The sequence below is a fragment of the Roseomonas sp. 18066 genome, assembly GCF_902706185.1.
GTDB lineage: Bacteria > Pseudomonadota > Alphaproteobacteria > Acetobacterales > Acetobacteraceae > Pseudoroseomonas.
The window spans coordinates 1-20,902 of record NZ_CACSJM010000049.1; the positions used below are offsets into that span (position 1 = coordinate 1).

20 protein-coding genes are annotated in these 20,902 nt (G+C 73.7%); 13 read left to right on the forward strand and 7 right to left on the reverse strand.

Annotation, left to right across the window (positions count from 1 at the left end; genetic code table 11):
- Positions 1-244: 244 nt before the first annotated feature.
- A complete protein-coding gene (locus tag GVN67_RS30435) occupies positions 245-1,264 on the forward strand; it encodes a bifunctional GNAT family N-acetyltransferase/(deoxy)nucleoside triphosphate pyrophosphohydrolase (RefSeq protein WP_159996172.1) in 1,020 nt (339 codons plus the stop codon).
- An 82-nt stretch (positions 1,265-1,346) separates the two neighbouring features.
- On the forward strand, positions 1,347-2,111 hold the full coding sequence (locus GVN67_RS12060) for a molybdopterin-binding protein (RefSeq protein ID WP_159996174.1): 765 nt from the start codon (positions 1,347-1,349) through the stop codon (positions 2,109-2,111).
- A gap of 266 nt (positions 2,112-2,377) precedes the next feature.
- Here the strand turns inward: GVN67_RS12060 and GVN67_RS12065 are convergent, their stop codons facing one another.
- The 4 genes from GVN67_RS12065 to GVN67_RS12080 form a co-directional block, all read right to left on the reverse strand.
- On the reverse strand, positions 2,378-3,469 hold the full coding sequence (locus GVN67_RS12065; protein ID WP_159996176.1) for an Ldh family oxidoreductase: 1,092 nt from the start codon (positions 3,467-3,469) through the stop codon (positions 2,378-2,380).
- Between the two features lie 17 nt (positions 3,470-3,486).
- On the reverse strand, positions 3,487-4,437 hold the full coding sequence (locus GVN67_RS12070) for a succinylglutamate desuccinylase/aspartoacylase family protein (RefSeq protein WP_159996178.1): 951 nt from the start codon (positions 4,435-4,437) through the stop codon (positions 3,487-3,489).
- Between the two features lie 146 nt (positions 4,438-4,583).
- Complete coding sequence (locus GVN67_RS12075) at positions 4,584-5,492, reverse strand: cation transporter (protein ID WP_159996180.1); 909 nt, start codon at positions 5,490-5,492, stop codon at positions 4,584-4,586.
- The gene (locus GVN67_RS12080; protein WP_235035263.1) at positions 5,485-6,255 is read right to left on the reverse strand and encodes a DsbA family protein; all 771 of its coding nucleotides are present in this window, start codon (positions 6,253-6,255) and stop codon (positions 5,485-5,487) included. Before GVN67_RS12080 ends, GVN67_RS12075 begins: the two co-directional genes overlap by 8 nt.
- Positions 6,256-6,533: 278 nt before the next feature.
- On the opposite strand from GVN67_RS12080, the gene GVN67_RS12085 reads away from it, so the two are divergent.
- Entirely contained in the window at positions 6,534-8,024 is a 1,491-nt protein-coding gene (locus tag GVN67_RS12085; RefSeq protein WP_159996182.1) for a gamma-glutamyltransferase, read from the forward strand.
- Positions 8,025-8,029: 5 nt separating this feature from the next.
- Positions 8,030-9,193, forward strand: coding sequence for a pyridoxal phosphate-dependent aminotransferase (locus tag GVN67_RS12090; RefSeq protein WP_159996184.1), 1,164 nt, complete (start codon positions 8,030-8,032; stop codon positions 9,191-9,193).
- A 201-nt stretch (positions 9,194-9,394) separates the two neighbouring features.
- Here the strand turns inward: GVN67_RS12090 and GVN67_RS12095 are convergent, their stop codons facing one another.
- Positions 9,395-10,021 (reverse strand): hypothetical protein, encoded by a 627-nt coding sequence (locus GVN67_RS12095; RefSeq protein WP_159996186.1) that lies wholly within the window; start codon positions 10,019-10,021, stop codon positions 9,395-9,397.
- A 35-nt stretch (positions 10,022-10,056) separates the two neighbouring features.
- Between GVN67_RS12095 and GVN67_RS12100 the strand changes: the two genes are divergently transcribed.
- From GVN67_RS12100 to GVN67_RS12130, 7 genes are read left to right on the forward strand one after another with little or no spacing between them, the layout of a single operon-like run.
- Positions 10,057-10,887: an aldo/keto reductase gene (locus GVN67_RS12100; RefSeq protein WP_159996188.1), complete on the forward strand. Its 831-nt coding sequence runs from the start codon at positions 10,057-10,059 to the stop codon at positions 10,885-10,887.
- A gap of 45 nt (positions 10,888-10,932) precedes the next feature.
- The gene (locus GVN67_RS12105) at positions 10,933-12,969 is read left to right on the forward strand and encodes a proton-conducting transporter membrane subunit (protein WP_159996190.1); all 2,037 of its coding nucleotides are present in this window, start codon (positions 10,933-10,935) and stop codon (positions 12,967-12,969) included.
- Positions 12,966-13,937: a respiratory chain complex I subunit 1 family protein gene (locus tag GVN67_RS12110; protein WP_159996192.1), complete on the forward strand. Its 972-nt coding sequence runs from the start codon at positions 12,966-12,968 to the stop codon at positions 13,935-13,937. The genes GVN67_RS12105 and GVN67_RS12110 overlap by 4 nt, the downstream gene beginning before the upstream one ends.
- The gene (locus GVN67_RS12115) at positions 13,934-14,602 is read left to right on the forward strand and encodes a hydrogenase-4 component E (protein ID WP_159996194.1); all 669 of its coding nucleotides are present in this window, start codon (positions 13,934-13,936) and stop codon (positions 14,600-14,602) included. The genes GVN67_RS12110 and GVN67_RS12115 overlap by 4 nt, the downstream gene beginning before the upstream one ends.
- The gene (locus tag GVN67_RS12120; RefSeq protein WP_159996196.1) at positions 14,599-16,041 is read left to right on the forward strand and encodes a proton-conducting transporter membrane subunit; all 1,443 of its coding nucleotides are present in this window, start codon (positions 14,599-14,601) and stop codon (positions 16,039-16,041) included. Before GVN67_RS12115 ends, GVN67_RS12120 begins: the two co-directional genes overlap by 4 nt.
- The gene (locus GVN67_RS12125) at positions 16,038-17,543 is read left to right on the forward strand and encodes a hydrogenase expression protein HypE (protein WP_235035260.1); all 1,506 of its coding nucleotides are present in this window, start codon (positions 16,038-16,040) and stop codon (positions 17,541-17,543) included. Before GVN67_RS12120 ends, GVN67_RS12125 begins: the two co-directional genes overlap by 4 nt.
- Before the next feature lie 22 nt (positions 17,544-17,565).
- Positions 17,566-18,084 carry an NADH-quinone oxidoreductase subunit B family protein gene (locus tag GVN67_RS12130; protein WP_159996198.1) on the forward strand — a complete coding sequence of 173 codons (519 nt, stop codon included), beginning with the start codon at positions 17,566-17,568 and terminating at the stop codon, positions 18,082-18,084.
- Between the two features lie 110 nt (positions 18,085-18,194).
- Here the strand turns inward: GVN67_RS12130 and GVN67_RS12135 are convergent, their stop codons facing one another.
- Positions 18,195-18,419 (reverse strand): hypothetical protein, encoded by a 225-nt coding sequence (locus tag GVN67_RS12135; RefSeq protein ID WP_159996200.1) that lies wholly within the window; start codon positions 18,417-18,419, stop codon positions 18,195-18,197.
- Positions 18,420-18,590: 171 nt separating this feature from the next.
- Positions 18,591-19,016, reverse strand: a complete 426-nt coding sequence (locus GVN67_RS12140) for a DUF1489 family protein (RefSeq protein WP_159996202.1) — start codon at positions 19,014-19,016, stop codon at positions 18,591-18,593.
- Between the two features lie 197 nt (positions 19,017-19,213).
- Here GVN67_RS12140 and GVN67_RS12145 point away from each other — a divergent pair, with 197 nt between their 5' ends.
- Together GVN67_RS12145 and GVN67_RS12150 are read left to right on the forward strand one after the other, a co-directional pair.
- Positions 19,214-20,245, forward strand: coding sequence for an aspartate-semialdehyde dehydrogenase (locus GVN67_RS12145; RefSeq protein ID WP_159996204.1), 1,032 nt, complete (start codon positions 19,214-19,216; stop codon positions 20,243-20,245).
- Between the two features lie 188 nt (positions 20,246-20,433).
- The gene (locus GVN67_RS12150; RefSeq protein WP_235035261.1) at positions 20,434-20,670 is read left to right on the forward strand and encodes a hypothetical protein; all 237 of its coding nucleotides are present in this window, start codon (positions 20,434-20,436) and stop codon (positions 20,668-20,670) included.
- The last annotated feature ends 232 nt before the right edge of the window (positions 20,671-20,902 follow it).

The window sequence follows — 20,902 nt, forward strand, 5'->3', positions numbered from 1 at the left end:
ACTTCCGCCACGGCTTCCACGGGCGCCTCGACCGCGGCGTCAGCCTTCTTGCGGCTGCGCTTCGGGGCGGGCGCCCCCGTGCAGCCGACGCTGATCGAGGAGGCTGCCCAGGACGCGCCGAAGAAGCGCGGCTGGTGGAAGCGCTGATGCGCGATCGGTCCCCGCGGCGGCGCTTGTCGCCGTCGCGGGGGCCGGCCCGCTTTCGCAACCCCCTCCTTCGTCATTCCCGCCTGGCTGCCCGCCCATGACCACCGACCTGGACTTCGCGCCGCTGCGCACCGAGCGGCTGACGCTGCGCCCATTGCGCGCCGACGACGCCGCCGAGCTGCATCGGCTGATCAACGACTGGGAGGTGGTGCGCTGGCTGTCGCGCGTGCCCTTCCCCTATCCGCGCGAGCTCGCGGATGACTGGATCGCCTCCACCCACAAGCAGCTGGCCGAGGGCAGCGCCTGGCACCTGGCCATCGTCGGCCAGGACGGCGACACCGAGGTGCTGGTCGGCTGCGTCGGCCTGACGCGGGAGGCCGACAGCCGCCGCGCCGAGCTCGGCTACTGGATCGGCCGCCGCTTCTGGGGCCATGGCGTCGCCGCCGAGGCCGCCGGGCGCCTGGCGCGCTGGGGCCTGGCGCATCTCGACCTGGACCGCATCTTTGCGCATGTCCTGGAGGAGAATGCCCGCTCCGGTGCCGTGCTGAAGCGGGTCGGCCTGCAGGAGGCCGGCCGCGCCGAGGCGCATTTCCTGGCCCGCAATGGCCGCCTGCCGGTGATCTGCTTCGAGGGCGGGCGCGAGGACATGACCGAGATCCCCCCCGTGGCCGAGCCGGTGGTGCCCGCGGCCGGCGTCGCCGCCGCGGCGCCGGGCGCCAAGCCGCTGCTGCTGGTTGCCGCCTGCGCCCTGGTCGACGCGGATGGCCGCGTGCTGCTGGCCCGCCGTCCGGAAGGCAAGTCGATGGCCGGGCTGTGGGAATTCCCCGGCGGCAAGCTGGAAGCCGGCGAGACCCCCGAGGCCGCCCTGATCCGTGAGCTGCGCGAGGAGCTGGGCATCGACGTCTCGGCCGCCTGCCTGGCCCCCTTCACCTTCGCCAGCCATGATGCGGGGCGGTTTCACCTGCTGATGCCGCTCTACCTTTGCCGCCGCTGGGAAGGCGCGGTGACGGCGCGCGAAGGCCAGGCCCTGGCCTGGGTCCGCCCCAACAAGCTGTCCGATTACGCGATGCCGCCGGCGGACAAGCCGCTGGTCGCGCTGCTCCGCGACTTCCTCTGACGCGACACGGCGAAGGGCACCCCCCTTCCGCCGCCGCCCGATCGGCCTAGGATTGGCGCGACACGACAGCGGAACGCGCGCCATGACCAATCCGACGGCCTGCCTGCTCATCATCGGCAACGAGGTGCTCTCGGGCCGCACCCAGGATGCCAACCTGAAGTTCCTGGCGACGCGGCTCGGCGAGATCGGCATCCCGCTGCGCGAGGTCCGCGTCATCCCCGACGTGCCCGAGGTCATCATCGGCACCGTCAACGAGGTGCGCGCGAAGTTCGACCATGTCTTCACCACGGGCGGCATCGGGCCGACGCATGACGACATCACCGCCGAATGCATCTCGGCCGCCTTCGGCGTGCCCTGGGAGCCGCACCCGGAGGCCTGGAAGCGCCTGGAGGCCCACTACGCCCGCCAGACCCCGCCCGCCGAGTTCAACGCCGCCCGCCAGCGCATGGCGACGATGCCGCGCGGCGCCAGCCTGATCGACAATCCGGTCTCCATCGCGCCCGGCTTCATCATCGGCAATGTCCACGTCATGGCCGGTGTCCCCCGCATCATGCAGGCCATGTTCGATGGCCTGGCGCCGACGCTGCGCGGCGGCACCCCGGTGCAGTCCCGCACCGTCCACGCCCGCGGCATGCTGGAAGGCGCCATCGCCGAAGGGCTGGGCCAGATCCAGAAGGACTTCCCGGAGCTCGATATCGGCTCCTACCCCTTCTACCGCAGCGAAGGCGGCGGCGTGGCGCTGGTGGCCAAGGGCACCGACGAGGCGCGCCTCGATGCGGCGGCCACGGCGATCACGGCGTTCATCGCGGGGCTCGGTCACACGCCTGTCGTGGGCGAGCCTTCGTAAGGGAAGAGCCGGGGTAAGGCTGGGGGAATGAATTCCCCCAGACCCCCATCTTTTTTCTGATCACCGGCCGTTTGCCAGCCTGCGCTTCAACGAAGCCGACACCAGGGCATCACGGCGGGACGCGGAATCATAAAACCGGCGCTCCCTGACAGGTCGCGCTGTGGACTGGCCATTTCACGTACTGTCGTCACGTGGACACGGCAGTCTGACAGAAAAAAGAAGGGGGCCAGGGGAATTCATTCCCCTGGCCTGCCTCTGACTTCTCTTCAGAGAAGAAATTCTATCTTCGCCCTCTCGCAGATTCCCTTGATCTGCGCTGCCAGAGTCTCTGGCACCGGGATGCCTGCCTCCAGGCGACGGGCGTGTTCCGCCCGCTCCGGATCGCCCGGCACCAGCACGGGTTCGTCCGCCGATGCCGCCGGCGTGGCGCGCATGATCGAGGCGAAGCTTTCGAGATCCGCGCTGAAGTCTTCGGGCTCGCGGAAGGCGGCCGGGTCGATGGCCAGGAAGAAGTGGCCGACATTGTCGGGCTGGCCCGGCTTCGTGTCGCGGACGGGCAGGGCGCCGCCGGTCAGCGTCCCGGCCAGGATCTGCACCATCATCGCCAGGCCATAGCCCTTGTGGCCGGCGGTCTCGGCGCGGCCACCCAGGGGGGTCAGGCCGCCTTCGGCGCGGTGGAAGAGGTATTGCATCCCTTCCGCCGCGTCGGTCACCGGGCGGCCGGCGCCGTCGACCACCCAGCCCTCGGGCAGGGGCCAGCCGTTCAGGGCATAGACCTTCACCTTGTTGCCGGCGGCGGTGGTGCTGGACATGTCGAGCACGAAGGCGGGGTCGCTCCCGCTGCCCGGCGCGGCGACGGCGATCGGGTTGGTGCCCAGCATCGGCTGCGCGCCGCGGGCGGGCACGGCCAGGATGCTGCGGGCGGTGGTCATCACCATGCCGATGGCGCCCCGGCGCGCGGCGCGGCGGGCGTAGCAGCCGGCGGCGCCGAAATGGTGCGAGTTGCGCACGCCGACGATGCCGACGCCCTGGGCCAGCGCCTTGTCGGTGGCCAGGTCCATGCCCCAGGCGGAGACCGGATGGCCGAGGCCGGCGCCGCCATCGAGCAGCGCGGTGCAGCCGTTCTCGCGGATCACCCTGGGCGCGCCGTCGATCCGCAGCACGCCGTCGCCGCGCAGCTTCTCGTACATCGGCAGCATCGACAGGCCGTGCGAATCGATGCCCATCAGGTCGCTCTCGACCATGATGGCGGCGGTGGTGGCGCGCGGCGCCGGGGCCATGCCCCAGGCGGCCAGGATCGCCTCGATCTGGCGCCGGATGGTCGCGGCCGGGCAGCGCGGCGCGTCGGTCTTGGGCATCTTCTTGTTCTTTTTTCTCAGTCTTCGAGGAATCGGGCCAGGCGCACCGCGGTATGGCCGCGCATCGTGCGCGGGCTGGGCATCACCAGCAGGCAGTCGTCGTGCGGCGTGCGGATCTCGGCGTCTCCATCGAGGGCGAGCAGCGTGTTGCGCTCGGGGATGACGCTGCCGCCGCGGAAGTTCTGCACGAAGGAGAAGCCGTGCGTGCCGGCGATGACGGTGCGGGTGACCTCGGCGGCGCGGGCGCGCGGGTGGTCGATCGGCCCGCCCGGCAGCAGCCCGGTCTCGCGCAGCAGGGCGGTGGCGCAGGCGTCCAGCGTCGCCAGCGTCGCCGCTTCCCAATGCTGCCCGGCCTCGACGAGGAGCGCGGTGCGCCTGCTGCCCTCGGCGCTGAAGCTGGCATGGTCGATCAGCCGGCGGCCGGTGCTGTGCCCCTGGTCGGAGACCACCAGCGGCGGCACGCCCAGCCGCTGGCCGAGGGCGCGGGCGGAGGCGCTGCCGCCGGCCAGCATCAGCGGGTCGGAGGGCCAGAGCATCGAATGCAGGTCGAGCAGGACATCGACCTCGGCCAGCAGCGGGCGCAGCTCGCGGGCGCGGCGCAGCTCGGCGCTGTCGCGCGGCCCGTCGAGGACCTTGTCGCACCAGACGCGGTTGAGGTCCTCGTCGACGAAGCGGCTGAGCGTCGGATCGGCCGGGTCGAAGCGGGCGAAGGCGGCGAGGTTGCCCAGGATCAGCGTCAGCCGCCCGCGCGCCGGGCGCAGCCCCTGTTCCAGCCAGCGCGCCAGCAGCAGCCCGCCGGCGATCTCGTTGCCGTGGATCAGCCCGACGAGGGCGACATGCGGCCCCGGCTGCTCGGCGGAAAAGCTCCAGACGCCGGGCAGCAGGTTGCCGGCGGCCCAGGGGCGCAGGTCGGGCACCGGCAGCTCGACCGGGAAATGCGGCAGGAAGGCGCGGCCGCCTGCTGTCACGTGTCGGCTGCTCCGCGCCCGAGAAGGCCCGGCGGAGCGTCTGGCTGCGTCGGCAAGGCCATCCCCCTCTGCTCTCCGGCGGCAACTCTATACGCAGGTGCGAGATCGGCAACCGGGGGAGGGGGACACGCTTCGGCGCGGGCGCCTCACAGCGCCCGCGGCGCCACCGTCACCTCGGCGCCGGGGATCAGCCGCGCGATCTCGGCCGACAGCGCGGTGGTGACGCGGTCCACCGCGGCCAGCGGCTGGTCGCCGCGGAAGCCGAGCTCGATCTTCACATGCACGCTGCGGCCGGAGCTGCGGCTGCGCACCGAGAGCAGCGCGTCGTAATCGGCGAAATGGGCGCCCAGCGCGCGGTTCAGCAGCAGCTGGCGTTCCTCGTCCAGGCTGCGGTCCAGCAGGTCCGGCAGCGATTCGCGCCACAGCTTGGCGGTGACGCCCAGCATGACGGCGGCGACGAACAGCGTGCCGCCCAGGTCGGCGATGCGGCTGGTCATCGAGCCGGGCGCGATGGCCGACAGCACCACCGCCGCGACCGCGACGGTGGAGGCCAGGATCTTCGAGATGCGCGAGCGGATCTGCCCGGTCATCAGCACCGAGGTGCCGTCGCGCCCGGCCCGCCACAGCGCGACGCCGGCGGCGGCGTTGATCGCCAGGTTGATGCCGACGGCGCCGACCGCGACCCAGAGCGACAAAGCGGAGCCATGGGCGGCGCCGTCGCCTTCGGCGAAGCGGCTGATGGCGCGGGTGGCGACCCAGGCGGCGCCGGCGGCCATGGCCAGGCCCACCACCGTGTTGGCGAATTGCTCGACCTTGCCGGAGCCGAATTCATAGGCCGACATGCGGCCGCGATGGATGCGGCGCATCAGCAGGTAGATGACGAATTCCAGCGCGGTCAGCAGGGCGCCGCGCACCAGCTCGGCCAGCGTCGTCATCGAATGCGACCACAGCGCGACGCCCGTGAACAGCAGCACCATGCTGGAATCGGCCAGCGTGCTGCCCAGCAGCGAGCGTTCGCGCGCCCGGGCCGCCGGGTCGAGCGGCGCCTCAGCCACCTTGGCGGGCTTCCTGCCGCGCCTGGGCCACCAGGTTCTGCAAGGTCGGCAGGTCGACGGCGCCGGGCACCAGGGTGCTGCCGATGACCAGCGCCGGGGTGCCCTCGATCGACAGGGCGCGGGCCAGGCCCAGATTGTGCTGCAGCCGCGCCATGATCGCCGGGTCCTCCATGTCGCGCTTCGCCCGCGCCCAGTCGATGCCCAGCTTCTGCGCTTCCGCCTGCAGCGCGGCTTCCGTCGGCTCGCCGCGCAGCTGCATCAGCGCGTCCTGGAAGGCGGCGTATTTCCCCTGGCGCTGGGCGGCCAGCAGCGCCCGGCTGGCGACCACGCTGGCCGGGCCCAGGATCGGCAGGTCCTTCATCACCACGCGGATCTGCGGGTCGGCGCGCAGCAGCGCCTGCAGCGTCGGGTGCAGCGCCTTGCAATAGCCGCAGCGGGCGTCGAAGAACTCGACGATGGTCAGGCTGCCCTGCGGGTTGCCCTTGATCGGGTCGCCGGGATCGGCCAGCAGCGCGTCGCGCCGGGCCAGGATGGCGCTGCGCTGGGCTTCGCCGCGGTCGCGGGTCTCCGCCTCCTGCATGCTGGCCAGGGCCTCGCGCAGGATCGAGGGGTCGCGCTTCAGCGCGTCGCGCAGCACCTCCACCACCTCGGCGCGCTGCTGCGGGCTCAACCCCTGGGCTGCCCCCTGGGCCGCCAGGGGAGCGGCGAGGGTGGCGCAGGCCGCCATCGCCAGGAGGAATCGCCGGGCCACCGAAAGCATCATCACGCGCAGTCCATCTCCCGCGAGGGTTTTCCGCGGCGCATCATCGGCCAGCCGGTCCGGGGATGCCAGGGGTAAGCCCTGGCCGGGCATGTCCGGCCCCGCGCAGAAGTGATCCGGCGCCCGCCCGCCAGCCGTTGCCCAGGCGGATCGCAGCCCCGCCGCGGCCATCCCGTGGTTGCCGCTCGCGGCGAAGGCGTCTATGGCGCGGCTTGCGGAATCGGCCAGCCTTCTGGTGGGGCGACGGCCAGGCCAGCAGCAGCGGAGTGAAGATCGCCAGCATGAGCAGCATCGCGCGCAACCGGCCGGGCCGCCCGTCCATCCCCGAAACCCGTCCGGCCCGGCCTCTGCCGAGCGGACGGCTGGCGCTTCTCGGCATGCTGGCGCTGACCGGCTGCGGCACGGTGAACAACGTCCTGGGCAGCGTCGCCGGTGGCGGCGGGCCCAGCGAGGGCCAGCTCGGCTATGTCCAGGGCTTCCTGGGCGGGGCGGTCGCCGACGAGCCGCGCGCGGCCCTCGTCGCCCGCGACGTGCTGTCGACCGGCGGCACCGCGGTCGATGCGGCGGTGGCCGCCGGCTTCACCCTGGCCGTGACCCTGCCGTCGCGCACCGGCCTGGGCGGTGGCGGCGCCTGCCTGGTCTATACCCATGCCCGCAACCAGACCGAGGCGGTGCTGTTCCAGGGCGCTGCCTCCCCGGCCGGCGGCCCGCGCGCCGACCGCCCGGCCGCCGTGCCGATGCTGGCCCGCGGCCTGTTCGCGCTGCACACCCGCGCCGGCCGCCGCCCCTTCGAGGAGCTGGTGGTGCCCGCCGAGCAGCTGGCCCGCTTCGGCACCTCCACCTCCCGCGCGCTGTCGCAGGACATCGCCAGCGTCGCCGGCCCGCTGTTGGCCGATGCCGGCGCCCGCGCCGTCTTCGCCCCCGCCGGCACGCCGCTGCGCGAGGGCGAGACCCTGCTGCAGCCGGACCTGGCCACCATGCTGGCCAGCCTGCGCACCGCCGGCGTCGGCGACCTGCACCAGGGCGCCCTGGCCCGCCGGGTCGAGGCGCTGTCGGCCCAGGCCGGCGGTCCGGTCACGGTCGACGCGCTGCGCGCCGGCCTGCCCACCTTCGCGCCGCCGATCCAGATGAGCGTCGGCAACGACCTGCTGTCCTTCCTGCCGCCGCCGGCCGATGGCGGCCTTGCCGCCGCCGCCGCCTTCAAGGCGCTGCAGGGCAATGCCAGCGTCGAGGCCGCCAGCCGCCAGGGCCTGGCCACCGCCATGGCCTGGCGCCAGGGCGGCGGCACGCCGGCCGCGCTGCTGGCCAGCCCGCCCTCGGGCGGCGCCGGGCTGCCGGTGCTGCCGGCCTCGGCCAGCCTGGTGACGCTGGACCGCGAGGGCAATGCGGTGACCTGCGCCTTCAGCCTGAACAACCTGTTCGGCACCGGCCGCGTCGTGCCGCAGCTGGGCTTCCTGCTCGCCGCCGCCCCGGCGCGCGGCCGGGTCGAGCCGCCGCTGCTCTCGGCCGTGCTGGCGCACAACGCCTCGCTGAAGGCCTTCCGCTATGCCGGCGCCGGCAGCGGCCAGGCCGAGGCGCCGATCGCCGCCGCCCTGCCGGCCGCCCGCCACCTGCTGGGCCGCCAGCCGGTCGCCGCCGCCGTCGCCTCGGTCCCCGAGCCGGGCCGGGCCAATGCCATCGGCTGCACCGCCTATATGCCGGGCTCGCCCGACCAGTGCACCGCGGCGGCCGACCCGCGCAGCGCCGGCCTGGCGGTGGCCGGCCAGCAGTAGCGACCATGCTGAAGACCGGCCGCGGCGCCGAGGCGCCTCCCTTCCTGGTGATGGATGTCATCGCCGCGGCCAATGCCCGCGCGGCCGCCCAGCCGCCCGGGGCGCCTGCGGTGCTGCGCATGGAGGTCGGCCAGCCCGCGACCGGCGCCCCGCGCGGCGCGGTGGAGGCGGCGATGCGCGCCCTCTCCGCCGGCGAGCCGATGGGCTACACGGAAGCCTTCGGCCTGCCCGGGCTGCGCGCCCGCATCGGCCGCCACTACGCCGACAAATACGGCGCCGTGGTGCCGCCGGGCCGGGTCGCGGTGACGGTGGGCGCCTCGGGCGCCTTTCCGCTGGCCTTCCTGGCCGCCTTCGACCCGGGCGACCGGGTCGCCATGGCGGCGCCCTTCTACCCGCCCTATGCCAATATCCTGACCTCGCTGGGCATGGTGCCGCAGCTGCTGCCCTGCGACGCCTCGACCCGCTTCCAGCCGACCATCGCCATGCTGGAGGCGCTCGACCCGCGCCCCGAGGGGCTGATCGTCGCCTCCCCCTGCAACCCGGCCGGCACCATGCTGACGCCCGACGAGCTCGAGGCCATCGCCCGCTGGTGCCACGCCAACGGCGTGCGCCTGGTCTCCGACGAGATCTATCACGGCCTGTCCTACGGCATGCCGGAGGCGACGGCCGCCAGCTACAGCGACAGCGCCATCGTCGTGAACAGCTTCTCCAAGTACTTCTCGATGACCGGCTGGCGCATCGGCTGGCTGGTCCTGCCGGAAGACCTGCTGCGTCCCGTGGAATGCCTGGCGCAGAACATGTTCATCAGCGCGCCCCATATCGCCCAGCTGACCGCCCAGGCCGCCTTCGACTGCACCGTTGAGCTGGAGGCCAACAAGGCCCGCTACGGCCGCAACCGCGCCGCCCTGCTCGCCGGGCTGCCGGCCGCCGGCTTCGACCGGCTGGCCGCCGCCGACGGCGCCTTCTACCTCTGGGCCGATATCGGACACCTGAGCAACGACAGCGTCGCCTTCGCCGCCCGCATGCTGGCCGAGGCCGGCATCGCCGCCACCCCGGGCGTCGATTTCGACCGCGACCGCGGGCAGCGATTCCTGCGCTTCTCCTATTGTGGGGCGGAAGCGGCGATGGCCGAGGCGCCCGGCCGCCTGCAAGCCTGGCTTAAGCGCTAGCGAAACCAAACCGGCGCATCATCGTTCCTTGCCGACAAGCCGCAGGAGGACGCACCCGATGAACGCCAACACCTTGCCCGGCTTCCTGGCACGCCGGCCCCTGCTGCGCGCCATCCGGGAAGCCCTGGTGGCCAATCAGGCAACCCAGGACGACAAGAAGTAAGGCCAGGGGAAAGAATTCCCCTGGACCCCATCTTTTTTCTATTCGCTTTTCAGGAAGAAACGCTGCACCCGACCGATCAGCTCCCGCAGGTCGAAGGGCGGCGGCGGCTCGCCACCCTGCTCGGGCGGGACGCGGGCGGCGAAAGCCGCAAGCGCCGGCGCGGTCTCGGCCAGGCGCAGCTCGCGCGGCGGCGCCTCCGCCGTCGCTGCGCCCAGGCCCATCACCCGGACCAGCACGCGGTCGGCCTTGGCCAGCTCGGCCGCGGCACGCGGCAGGTCGTCCGGGCGCGGCGCGCAGACCACGCTGCGGCCCTCCAGCGCGCAGGGCATCTCGAACAGCGGGTTGGGGGGGAAGCGCATCTGCACCGTCCCCGTCAGCGCCAGCAGCCCGCGCGCCGGATTGTCGATACCGAGCTCGCGCGCCGTCACCACCGGCACCAGCCGGCCCCGCCGCGGCGAGACCTCCAGCGCCAGCGCGCCCTGGCCGTTGCCGGCAGGCTCCACCGGGGTCTCATGCACCATCCGGCAACTGGCCTTGTCGGTCATCGGATCGGCGGTGCAGGACAGGATCCAGGGCCCGTAGCTGTCGGTCGCCGCGACGGCCGGGGCGGCCAGCGGCAGGATCAGCCCAAGGGCCAGCGGGGCGAGGGTGGCGAGGCGGCGCATGCCACGCAATGTAGGAAGCCAGAGGGGAAACCGCCATGAACAGAATCGCCTTGCCGGATGGCACCACCGTTCCCGCCCTGGGCCAGGGCACCTGGAAGATGGGCGAGCGCGGCGCCGACCGCGCCGCCGAGGCGCGCAGCCTGCGCCTCGGCCTCGACCTCGGCCTGACCCTGATCGACACGGCGGAGATGTATGCCGATGGCGGCGCCGAGGAGGTGGTGGCCGAGGCCATCGCCGGCCGCCGCCAGGACGCCTTCCTGGTCAGCAAGGCCTATCCGCAGAACGCCTCGGCCGCCCGGCTGCCGCGCGCCTGCGAGGCCAGCCTGAAGCGGCTGAACACCGATGTCCTTGACCTCTACCTGCTCCATTGGCGCGGCAGCGTGCCGCTCGGCGAGACCGTGGAGGCGATGGAACAGCTGGTCGCGGCCGGAAAGATCCTGCGCTGGGGCGTCTCCAACCTCGATGTCGAGGACCTGGAGGAGCTCGGCCCGGGCCTGTCCGCCTGCGCCACCGACCAGGTGCTCTACAACCTCGAGGCGCGCGGCGTGGAATTCGACCTGCTGCCCTATGCGGCGCGGCTGAAGATGCCGGTCATGGCCTATTCCCCGGTCGGCCAGGGCGGCGCGCTGCTGCGCCACCCGGCGCTGTCCCGCATCGCCAGCCGCCAGGGCGCGACGCCGGCGCAGATCGCCCTGGCCTGGACGCTGCGCGGCGACGGCGTCATCAGCATCCCCAAGGCCAGCAGCGAGGCGCATCTGCGCGAGAATGCCGAGGTCTGGAAGATCGTGCTGACGCCCGAGGACCTGGCCGAGCTCGACACCGCCTTCGCGCCGCCGAAGCGCAAGCACGCTTTGGCAATGCTGTGACGCGGCCTATCCTGCCGGCGTGACCCTGCCCCTCGCCGCGCCCTGATGCTGGCGCCCGCCCTGCTGCTCGGCCTGCTGCTGATGGCCGCTTTGCTGGCCCTCGGCCCGCTGCTGGCCGCGCCGCTTGCCCGGCGCCGGCTGGGGCGGCTGCTGCCGGCTGTCTGTGGCCTGGCGGCGCTGGGCCTGGCGGGCTGCGCCGGCGCCACCCTGCTGCTCGGCCCGCCGGAGCCGCTGCTGCTGCCCTTCGGCCCGCCCTGGGGCCCGCTCAGCCTGGCGCTGGACGGGCTCTCGGCCTGGTTCCTGCTGCTGCTCGGGCTGTCGGGCGCCGCCTGCGCCCTCTTCGCGCTGCTGCGCGAGGCGGCGGCGCCGCCGCGCCAGGCCGCCAGCCTGCCGCTGCTGCTGGCCGGCCTGGCCCTGGCCCTGCTCGCCGCCGACGGTTTTTCCCTGCTGCTCGGCATGGGCATCGCGGCGCTGGCGCTGTGGCTGCCGCTGGCCGCCGGCCCGGCCGAGGACGCCGCGCCGCGCCTGGCCGCCGGCCTCGGCCTGGGCTTCTCGCTGTTCGGCCTGGCGTGCCTGGCCACCGCCATCGGCCTGCTGGCCGGCACCGCCGGCGACCTGTCCTTCGCGGCGCTGCGCGGCGCGCCGCCGCAGGGCTGGCAGGCGGCCGCCGTCATGGCGCTGGTCATGCTGGGGGCAGGGGCCTCGGCCGGGCTGCTGCCGCTGCATGGCTGGCTGCCGCTGCTGCAGCCGCAGCTGCCGGCCGCGACCGGGGCGCTGCTGTCTGCCGTCGCCGGCAAGGTCTTTCTCTATGTGGCCGCGCGGCTGCTGCTCGACCTCGGCGGCCCCGCCCAGCCGCTGGGCTGGGGCGTGCCGCTGCTGGCGCTGGGGGCGGCCACCGCCGTCTTCGGCGCGCTGCGGGCGACCCAGGAAAGCGACGCCCGCTGTATTCTTGCCTGCGCCGGGCTCGGGCATCTCGGGCTGGTCGCCATGGCCTTCGGCCTGTCGGCCAGCCTGCGCGCGGCCGATCTCGGCGCGCTGGCGGCGCTGGCGGCCGGGGCGGGGCTGCTGCATGCGCTCGGCCACGGGCTGTTCCAGACCCTGCTGATGCTGGTCGCCGGCGAGATCCAGCATTCCGCCGGCTCCCGCCGGCTCGACCGGCTGGGCGGGCTGATCCATGCCATGCCGGCCGTGGCGCTGGCCGCCATCGCCGGCTGCGCTGCCGCCGCCGCCCTGCCGCCGATGGCGGGCTTCGCCGGCAACTGGCTGCTGCTGCAGGCGCTGCTGGCCGCCTGGCGGGTCGGCGAGCTCGGCTTCCAGGTGCTGGTCGCCGCCGCCGTGGCCGCGGTCGGTGTCGCCGCGGCGCTGGGGGCGCTGGCCATGCTGCGCTTCTGGGCCCTGGCCTTCCTCGGCCGGCCGCGGGCGCCACGGACGCTGGGCGCGCAGGAGGCGCCGCGCGCCCTGCGGCTGCTGTTCTTCGCGCTGGCGGGGGCGGCGGGCGGCATCGGCATCCTGCCCGGGCCGCTGCTGCAGCTGGCGACGCCGGCGCTGTCGCTGGTCAGCGGCCATGCAGGACCTGCCGAGCTCAGCCTCTGGTCGGTCAGCGCGGCGGCGGCGGCCTCCGGCTACCGGCCGCTCGGCATTGCGCTGCTGCTGGCCGTGGCGTTCCTGGGCCTGGTCGCTTTGCTGCGGCAGATCTCCCCCCGCGCCACGGTGCGCGGCCCGGCCTGGGATGGCGGTTTCGCCGCCCCCCCGCCGCATTTGCCCTTCGGCGAGCCGCTGACCCAGCCCAGCGCCCTCGGCTTCGCCCAGCCCTTGCGCCGCATGCTGGCCCGCCGGTTATTGGCCGCGCGGGAGGAAATAACCCTGCCGCCGCCCGGCGACACCCGCCCGGCCCGGCTGGAAAGCCATTTCCACGACCCGCTGCTGCCGGCGCTGCTGACGCCGCTGCTGCGCGCCCGCGACGCCTGCGCCGGCCAGGCCGAGCGGCTGCGCGACCTCTCCATCCGCCACCTCCTCGGCATGGTCTTTTTTCTGATTCTGGCCTTGCTGGGCGTGCTGGCTTGGTGGGGGGGCGGGGCATGACGCTGCTGGCGGGCGTCGTCGCCCAGCTGCTGCATTTGCTGCTGATGCTGGCGCTCGCCCCGCTGCTGCTGGGCTGCATCCGCATCCTCGAGGCGCGGCTCGTCGGCCGCCGCGGCCCGCCGCTGCTGCAGCCCTGGCGCGACCTGCTGAAGCTGCTGAAGAAGCGCCCCGTGCTGGCCGAGAACGCCTCCGTCGTCTCCGCCGTCACCCCCTATGTCGGGCTGGCGGCCACGCTGGTCGCGGCCAGCCTGGTGCCCGGCTTCGCCCGCGACATGGCGCTCTCGCCGCTGGCTGATCTGCTGCTGGTCGTCGGCCTGCTGGCGATCGCGCGCTGCGCCCTGGCGCTGGCCGCGCTGGACATCGGCAGCGGGCTGGGCGGGCTGGGTGCTGCGCGCGCCATGTCCTTCGCCGCCTTCGCCGAGCCCGCCTTTCTGCTCGCCGTGATGGGCTTCGCCATGCTGGCCGGCAGCACCAACCTGGACGCCATCGGCCTGGCGCTGCAGGAAGGCGCGCCGGGGCCGCGCATCTCGCTGGGCCTCGCGCTGGTGGCGCTGCTGGCGGTGGCGCTGGTGGAGAATGGCCGGGTGCCGCTCGACCAGCCGCTGGACCACCCCGCCGGGGCGCCGGCCGTCACCCTGCTGCAGGGGGCGATGCTGCTGGAGGCCTCGGGCCGGCACCTGGCGCTGTGGCAGATGACCGCGGCGCTGCGGCTGACCCTGTGGCTGGCGCTGCTGGCCGCGCTCTTCCTGCCCTTCGGCATGGCGCCGGCCGATTCCGGGCCGCTGGCCTGGATGCTGGGCCTGGCCGTCTGGCTGCCCAAGCTGCTGCTGCTGGCCCTGCTGCTCGCCGTCTTCGAATCCGCCATCGCCCGCATGCGGGTGTTCCGCGTGCCAGAATTCTTGGGCGCGGCGCTGCTGCTGGCGCTGCTCGGGCTGGTCTTCCTGTTCCTGTCCACGGGGCTCGCATGAACGCCGGCGGCTGGCCCTATGACGTGGCGCATATGCTGGGCGGCGGCGTGCTGCTCTTCTCCTTCGTGCTGCTCTACCAGCGGCGGCTGGTGGCGCTCGTCTCCGGCTTCGCGACGCAAGGCGCGCTGCTGGCGCTCGCCATCGCCTGGCAAGGCTTTTTCCAGGAGGCGCCGCTGCTGCTGGCCACCGCCGTCATTTCCGGCGCGGTGAAGGCCGTCGTCATCCCGCTGGCGCTGCGCCGGCTGCTCAAGCGCCTGCGCCTGCAGCGGGAGCTGGAGCCCGGCCTCGGCGTCGGGCCCAGCCTGGTCGCCGGCGTCGGGCTGGTGACCCTGGCCATCCTGGTGGTGCTGCCGGCCACCGCCGGCGCCGCGCCCCTGGCGCGCGAGGACCTGGCGATCTCCCTGTCGGTGGTGCTGCTGGGGATGCTGATGATGATCACCCGGCGCCATGCCATCAGCCAGGGCATCGGCCTGCTCAGCCTGCAGAACGGGCTGGTGCTGGCGGCGACCGGCGTGCCCGGCCTGCCGCTGGTGGTCGAGCTCTCCACCGCCGCCCTGGTGCTGGCGCTGGTCGCGGTCGCCGGCTTCTTCGCCCTGGCGCTGCGCCAGGACCTGGGCGCGCTCGACCTGTCGCGGCCGCGCGCGCCGGGGGAGGGGCCGGAATGACCTACGCCCCATTGGTTATTTTGCATCTGCTGGCGGCGCTGGCCCTGGCCTTCGTGCCGCGGCCGCGCTGGGCCGGCTTCGGCAATCTCGGCGTCGCGGCGCTGGCGCTGGCCTCGGCGCTGGCGCTTGCGGCGGCGCCGCAGGAGGTCGATGGCTTCCTGCATCTCGATGCGCTGAACCTCTGGCTGGTGCCGCTGGCGGCGCTGGTCGGGCTGTCGGCGGCCGCGGCCTCGCTGGCCATCCTGCCGGCCGAGCGCCTCGGCCCCCGCGCCAGCCGCGCCTATTTCGCCGCCTTCCAGCTGTTCCTGGGCGCGGTGCAGCTGGCCCTGCTGGCCGACAACATGGTGGTGCTCTGGGCGGCGCTGCAGGCGGCGGTGATGGCGGCGGTGCTGCTGGCGGCGCTGCGGCGCGGCCCGGCGGCGGTGGCGGCGGCCTGGAAGCTGCTGATCCTGGGCGGGGTCGGCATCGCCCTGGCGCTGTTCGGCACCATCCTGCTCGGCCTGGCCGCCCAGCCCTATGCCGGCGGCAGCGAGGTCTCGCTGTCCTTCAACGCCCTGCTGCGCGTCGGGCGGGAGGCGGATGGCGGGCTGCTGACCCTGGCCTTCGTCTTCCTGCTCGTCGGCTATGGCAGCATCGCCGCGCTGGTGCCGCTGCAGGGCTGGCTGGCCGACGCCACCGCCGAGGCCCCGGCCGCGGTCCCCGCCTTGCTCAACACCCTGCTGCTGGTCGCCGCCCTGCACGCCATCCTGCGCGCCCGCGCCGTGGTGGCGCTGAACCCCGAGGTGGTGGCGCCCGGCACGCTGATGATGGCGCTCGGCCTGGCGACGCTGCTGCTGGCCGGGCTGTCGCTGTGGCGGCGGCGCGATGCCGGGCGGTGGCTCGCCTGGATCGGCATCGCGCAATCGGGCCTGGCCGCCTTCGCCTTCGGCCTGGGCGGGCCCGCCGCCATCGCCGGCATCCTGCTGCTGCTGGGCCAGGGGCTGCTGCTCGGCGCCCTGGCCCTGGCGCTGGCCGAGGCCCGGCTGATGCGCGGCGCGCAGCAGCTTTCCGCGCTGGCCGGGCTGTCGGCCTCGCGGCCCTGGCTCGGCGCCGGGGTGGCGCTGGCGCTGCTCGGCCTTGCCGGCCTGCCGCCGTTTTCGCCGTTTGCCGCCTTCTTCCTGCTGATGCAGCAGGTGGCGGCACGGCTGCCTTGGCTGGCCATCCCCCTGGTGCTGGGCCTGCTGCTGGTGGCGCTGGCGCTGGTCGCCCGGCTGCAGGCGCTGTGCTTCGGCCCGCCCGGTGCAGCCGCCGCCGCGCCCGCGCTCGCCGGCGACCTGCCGGCGCGCTGGGCGATCGGCCTGCCGCTGGCGCTGCACCTGGCCCTCGCCCTGGCGCTGGGCCTGTTCCTGCCGCCGGCGCTGCGCGACGCGCTCGCCGCCGCCGCGAGGATCGTCCAGTGACCGGCCCCGCCTCCCGCCTGATCCTGTCGGCGGCGCCGCGCGGGGACGGCGCCTTCACCCTCGATGCCGGCGCCTGGGCCGCGCTGCCCGCCGCCCTGCGGCAGGAGCCGGAGCTGGCGCTGATGGCGCTCTGGGCCGATGGCGCCCGGGTGCATGCCGCCTTCCGCAGCCTGGCCGCCCCGGCGCCCGTCATCGCCAGCTGCGCCGTCGAGGGCGGCCGCTTCGCCGCCCTCTCCCCCGCCCGCCCCGGCGCCGCCTGGTTCGAGCGCGCCATCGCCGATCTCTGGGGCTGGCAGGCCGAGGGCGGCAGCGATGCCCGCCCCTGGCTGGACCATGGCCGCTGGGCGATGCGCGCGCCGCTGTCGCCCGCGCCCCCGCCCCGCATCGGCGAGCCGCCGCAGCCGGTCTTCCTGCCGGCCGAGGGCGAGGGGGTGCACCAGTTCCCGCTCGGCCCGGTGATGGGCAGCCTGGGCGAGCCGGCGCATCACCGCTTCCATGTGCTGGGCGAGACCATCGTCCGGCTGGAGGTGTTGCTGGGCTATACCCACAAGGGCCTGCAGGGGCTGTGGCGCGGCCAGCCGCCGCTGCGCGCCGCCCCCCTGGTCGCGCGCATCTCCGGCGATTCCACCGTCGCCCATTCCTGGGCTTTTGCGGGTGCCGTCGAGCGCGCCTTGGGCATCGAGCCGCCGCCGCGGGCGATAGCGCTGCGCGGCGTGCTGGCGGAGCTGGAGCGGTTGACGAATCATCTGCGCGACATCGGCGCGCTCAGCGGCGAGGCCGGCTTCGCCTGGCCCCAGGCAAGGCTGGGTGCGCTTTGCGAGGTGCTGCTGCGCGCCTCGGAGGCCGCCTTCGGCCACCGGCTGCTGATGGACCGGATCATCCCCGGGGGCCTGGCCGCCGATATCGCGCTGGACGGGCGCGAGGGGCTGCGCGCCGCGCTGCGCCTGGTCGCCGCCGAGCTGCCTGCCCTGCGCGACGTGATGGAGGAGCATGCCAGCCTGCAGGACCGGCTGTCCGGCTGTGGCGTGCTGAGGCCGGAATGGGCGGCTCTGCTGGGCGCCGGCGGCATCGTCGGCCGCGCGGCGGGGCGCGACGTCGATGCCCGGCGCGACCTGGCCTATGCCCCCTACGACCAGCACCCGCCCGCCGTGCCGCGGGCCAGCGCCAGCGACGTCGAGGCCCGCCTGGCCCTGCGGCTGGAGGAGATCCTGGCCGGCATCCCGCTGATCGAGGCGCTGCTGGAAGCCCTGCCCCCCGGCGAGGTCTCCACCCCCCTGCCGGCCCGCGCCGGCGAGGCTTCCTTCACCGTCGAGGGCTTCCGCGGCGACGTCTTCTGCTGGGTCGCGCTGGACGAGGCCGGGCTGCTGGCCGGCTGCTTCCCGCGCGATCCCTCCTGGCTGCTCTGGCCGCTGCTGGAGGCCTCGATGGAGAACAATATTTTGGCGGATTTGCCGCTGATCGCGCGCAGCTTCAACGCCTCCGTCAGCGGCGTGGACCTATGACGCCGCGGGGAAACTGAAAGAAATGCTCTGGCCCCGCCTGGCGCGCAGCCTGCTGCGCCGCCCCCTGACCGACGCCCCGGTGCCGCCGCTGCCGGAGACGGTGGCCGGCCTGACCGAGCGGCTGCAGGCCTCGGCCCGCGCCCGCCTCGGCCGCAGCCTGGCGATCCGCGCCATCGATGCCGGGTCCTGCAATGGCTGCGAGCTGGAGCTCGCTGGTCTGCAGGGCGTGGTCTACGACCTGGAGCGCTTCGGCCTGCGCTTCGTCGAGAGCCCCCGCCATGCCGATGTGCTGCTGGCCACCGGCCCCGCGGTGCGCAACATGGGCGAGGCCCTGCTGCGCGCCCATGCCTGCATGCCCGAGCCCGGCTGGGTGGTGGCGGTGGGCGATTGCGCCCTCGATGGCGGCCTGTTCCGCGACAGCTACGCGGTGGCGGGCGGCATCGGCGCGGTGCTGCCGGTCGACCTGGTCATCCCCGGCTGCCCGCCCAGCCCGTCGCTGATCCTGGAAGGCCTGCTGGCCCTGGTCGAGGCCGAGTCCTGAAACGAAAAACGGCCAGGAGCCTGGAGGCTCCTGGCCGTCGACCGCGCCGGGAGGACGCGGCCCCGACGACGCTCTGCCGGGAAACGAGCGCCGTCGAATGGGGGAAAGGCTCAGCCGGCGGTGCGCGGCGTGCGGTGGCGGCGGGCATGCGTCGCGTGGCGGGTGCGGTGCGGGCTGCGCTTCGCCACATGGCGGCGATGGTGCCGCGCGCTGGCCTGCTGCTCCGTCCGGGTGGAGGCGGCCGTGCGGGCCTCGGCGGGGCTGCTGAAGCTGGGCAGCGCCAGCGGGGCGGCGAGCACGGCGAGGGCGAACAGAAGACGGAGCGGGCGGAGCATGATGCGATTCCTGAAGGGAAGGGGAGGGAAAGGCTTCCCCTTCAGCCTGCAGGGTGGCAGGGCGCGGCTCTCGGCAGGATGGGCCGCCGCTGAATTAACGTTAATTCTTCGATTCGGTCGCTCAGGCGATGATTCGCCTCGGGAAATCGCCGCGGAAAATGCTGCACCCGCTCAGAGCAGGCACAGCGCCTGCAGCTCCTGCCGCAGCTTTTCCGGCAGCTCGTCGACGCCCGAGGACCCGGCGATCCCGGCCGCGATATCGGCCGGCGCCGCCTCCGGCGCCAGGTAGCGCCAGCCCTGGAACGGGCGCATCGCCCGCGCCGCCACCGCCACCAGCTCCGGGTCCAGGATCAGCGCCGCATGCGGGGTGCCGTCATTGCCGGGCTCGCTGCGGATGTCGAGGATGCGCTGGCGCACGCAGGCATAGCCGGCGACCACCCAGTACAGCGAGCCGCCGTCCAGGATCTCCTCGGCGCGCTTCGGATGCATCCGCGTCAGGTGGCGGAGCGGCGGGTCGAGCGCGATCCGCCGCGCCTGCCCCGCGCGCAGCGAGGCGACGTCGCGCGGCCCGACGCAGAGCTTGATCATGTGCAGCACGCGGCATCAATTGCCCCCGCCGGCGCCGTCCCGCAAGGCCCGGCGGCAGGCCGCGCCCGGGCAAAGTGGTTGCGCCCGCCGCGGCATGGGCTGTAATCCACGCCACCTTTCGCCGCGCCCCGCGCCGGCGGGCCTGCCGCAGGCCTGCAACCGGCCCCCTGGGGCGGCATCCACCGCCGGAACGAGGAATCGATATCATGGGCTACCGGGTCGCGGTTGTCGGCGCCACGGGCAATGTGGGCCGCGAGATCCTCAAGACGCTGGCCGAGCGGGACTTCCCGGTGGGCGAGGTGATCGCGCTGGCCTCCGGCCGTTCCGCCGGCCAGCAGGTCTCCTTCGGCGAGAAGCAGGTGCTGAAGGTGCAGAGCCTGGACAAGTACGACTTCGCCGGCACCCATATCGCGCTGTTCTCGCCGGGTGCGGCGGTCTCGGCCGTGCATGCGCCGCGGGCCGCGGCCACCGGCTGCGTGGTGATCGACAACACCAGCCAGTTCCGCATGGACCACGACGTGCCGCTGGTGGTGCCGGAGGTGAACCCGGGCGCGCTGCGCAACTTCCGCAAGCGCAACATCATCGCCAACCCGAACTGCTCGACCATCCAGATGGTGGTGGCGCTGAAGCCGCTGCACGACCTGGCGCGGGTCAAGCGCGTCGTCGTCTCGACCTACCAGTCGGTCTCCGGCTCGGGGAAGGAGGCGATGGACGAGCTCTTCACCCAGACCCGCGGCATCTTCGTCAACGACACGGCGACGCCCGAGATCTTCACCAAGCCGATCGCCTTCAACTGCATCCCGCATATCGACAAGTTCATGGATGACGGTTCCACCAAGGAAGAGTGGAAGATGGGCGTCGAGACCCGGAAGATCCTCGACCCGGATATCCAGGTGGTCGCCACCTGCGTCCGCGTGCCGGTCTTCATCGGCCATGGCGAGGCGATCCATGTCGAGTTCGAGCGGCCGATCACCCCGCAGCAGGCCTGGGAAGCGCTGCGCGAGGCGCCCGGCATCACCGTGCTCGACCACCGCGAGGACGGCGGCTACGCCACCCAGCTGGACATCGCCGGCGAAGACCCGGTCTTCGTCTCCCGCCTGCGCGCCGACCCGACCGTGCCGCACGGCCTGTCCTTCTGGTGCGTCGCCGACAACCTGCGCAAGGGCGCGGCGCTGAACGCGGTGCAGATCGCGGAAGAGCTGGTGCGGCAGAACCTGATGGTGCGCGAGCCGGCCTGAAGGAAGAACAGGGCAGGGGAAGGAATTCCCCTGCGCCCCTTCTTTTTTTCTGTTCATTGGCCCTGGCGTCGATGTTCTTTCACGGCGGTGTGATGACTTGCCTTCACTTGGCCACGGCGGCGCCGCATCTTTGTCCCGCATCCCTTTCAGGGTGACCGTGTTGTCATTCGGCAAGGAGGACTGAGATCATGCGGAAGACCCTGATTCGCGTCGGCCTGGTGGCGGGCATGGGCCTCGGCCTGGTGGCCTGCACCGATCCCTACAATCCCGGCCAGCGCGCCATCGGCGGCGGCCTGCTCGGTGCCGGCGCCGGCGCCGGCGTCGGCGCCCTGACCGGCGGCAATGCCGGCACCGGTGCGCTCATCGGCGGCGCGCTGGGCGCGGTGGGCGGCGCGGCGACCACGCCGCAGCGGCCTTACTACTAAGGACAGCCGACGACCGGCGGCCCCCGCCGCCGAGTCGATCTGCTCCGCGGCCACCCATCGGCACGACCGATGGGTGGCCGTTTTTGCTGATCAAGGGGCCGGCCCGGACCTGGTTGACGACCCGGCCGCAGGGGGGCGGCGGAAAAAAAGCCCGCACCGCGACTTAACCGGCGCTTTGCCGCGTTGTGCCATGCAGGGTCCGTGCGTTGACGCTGCACGGCAGCGCACCATA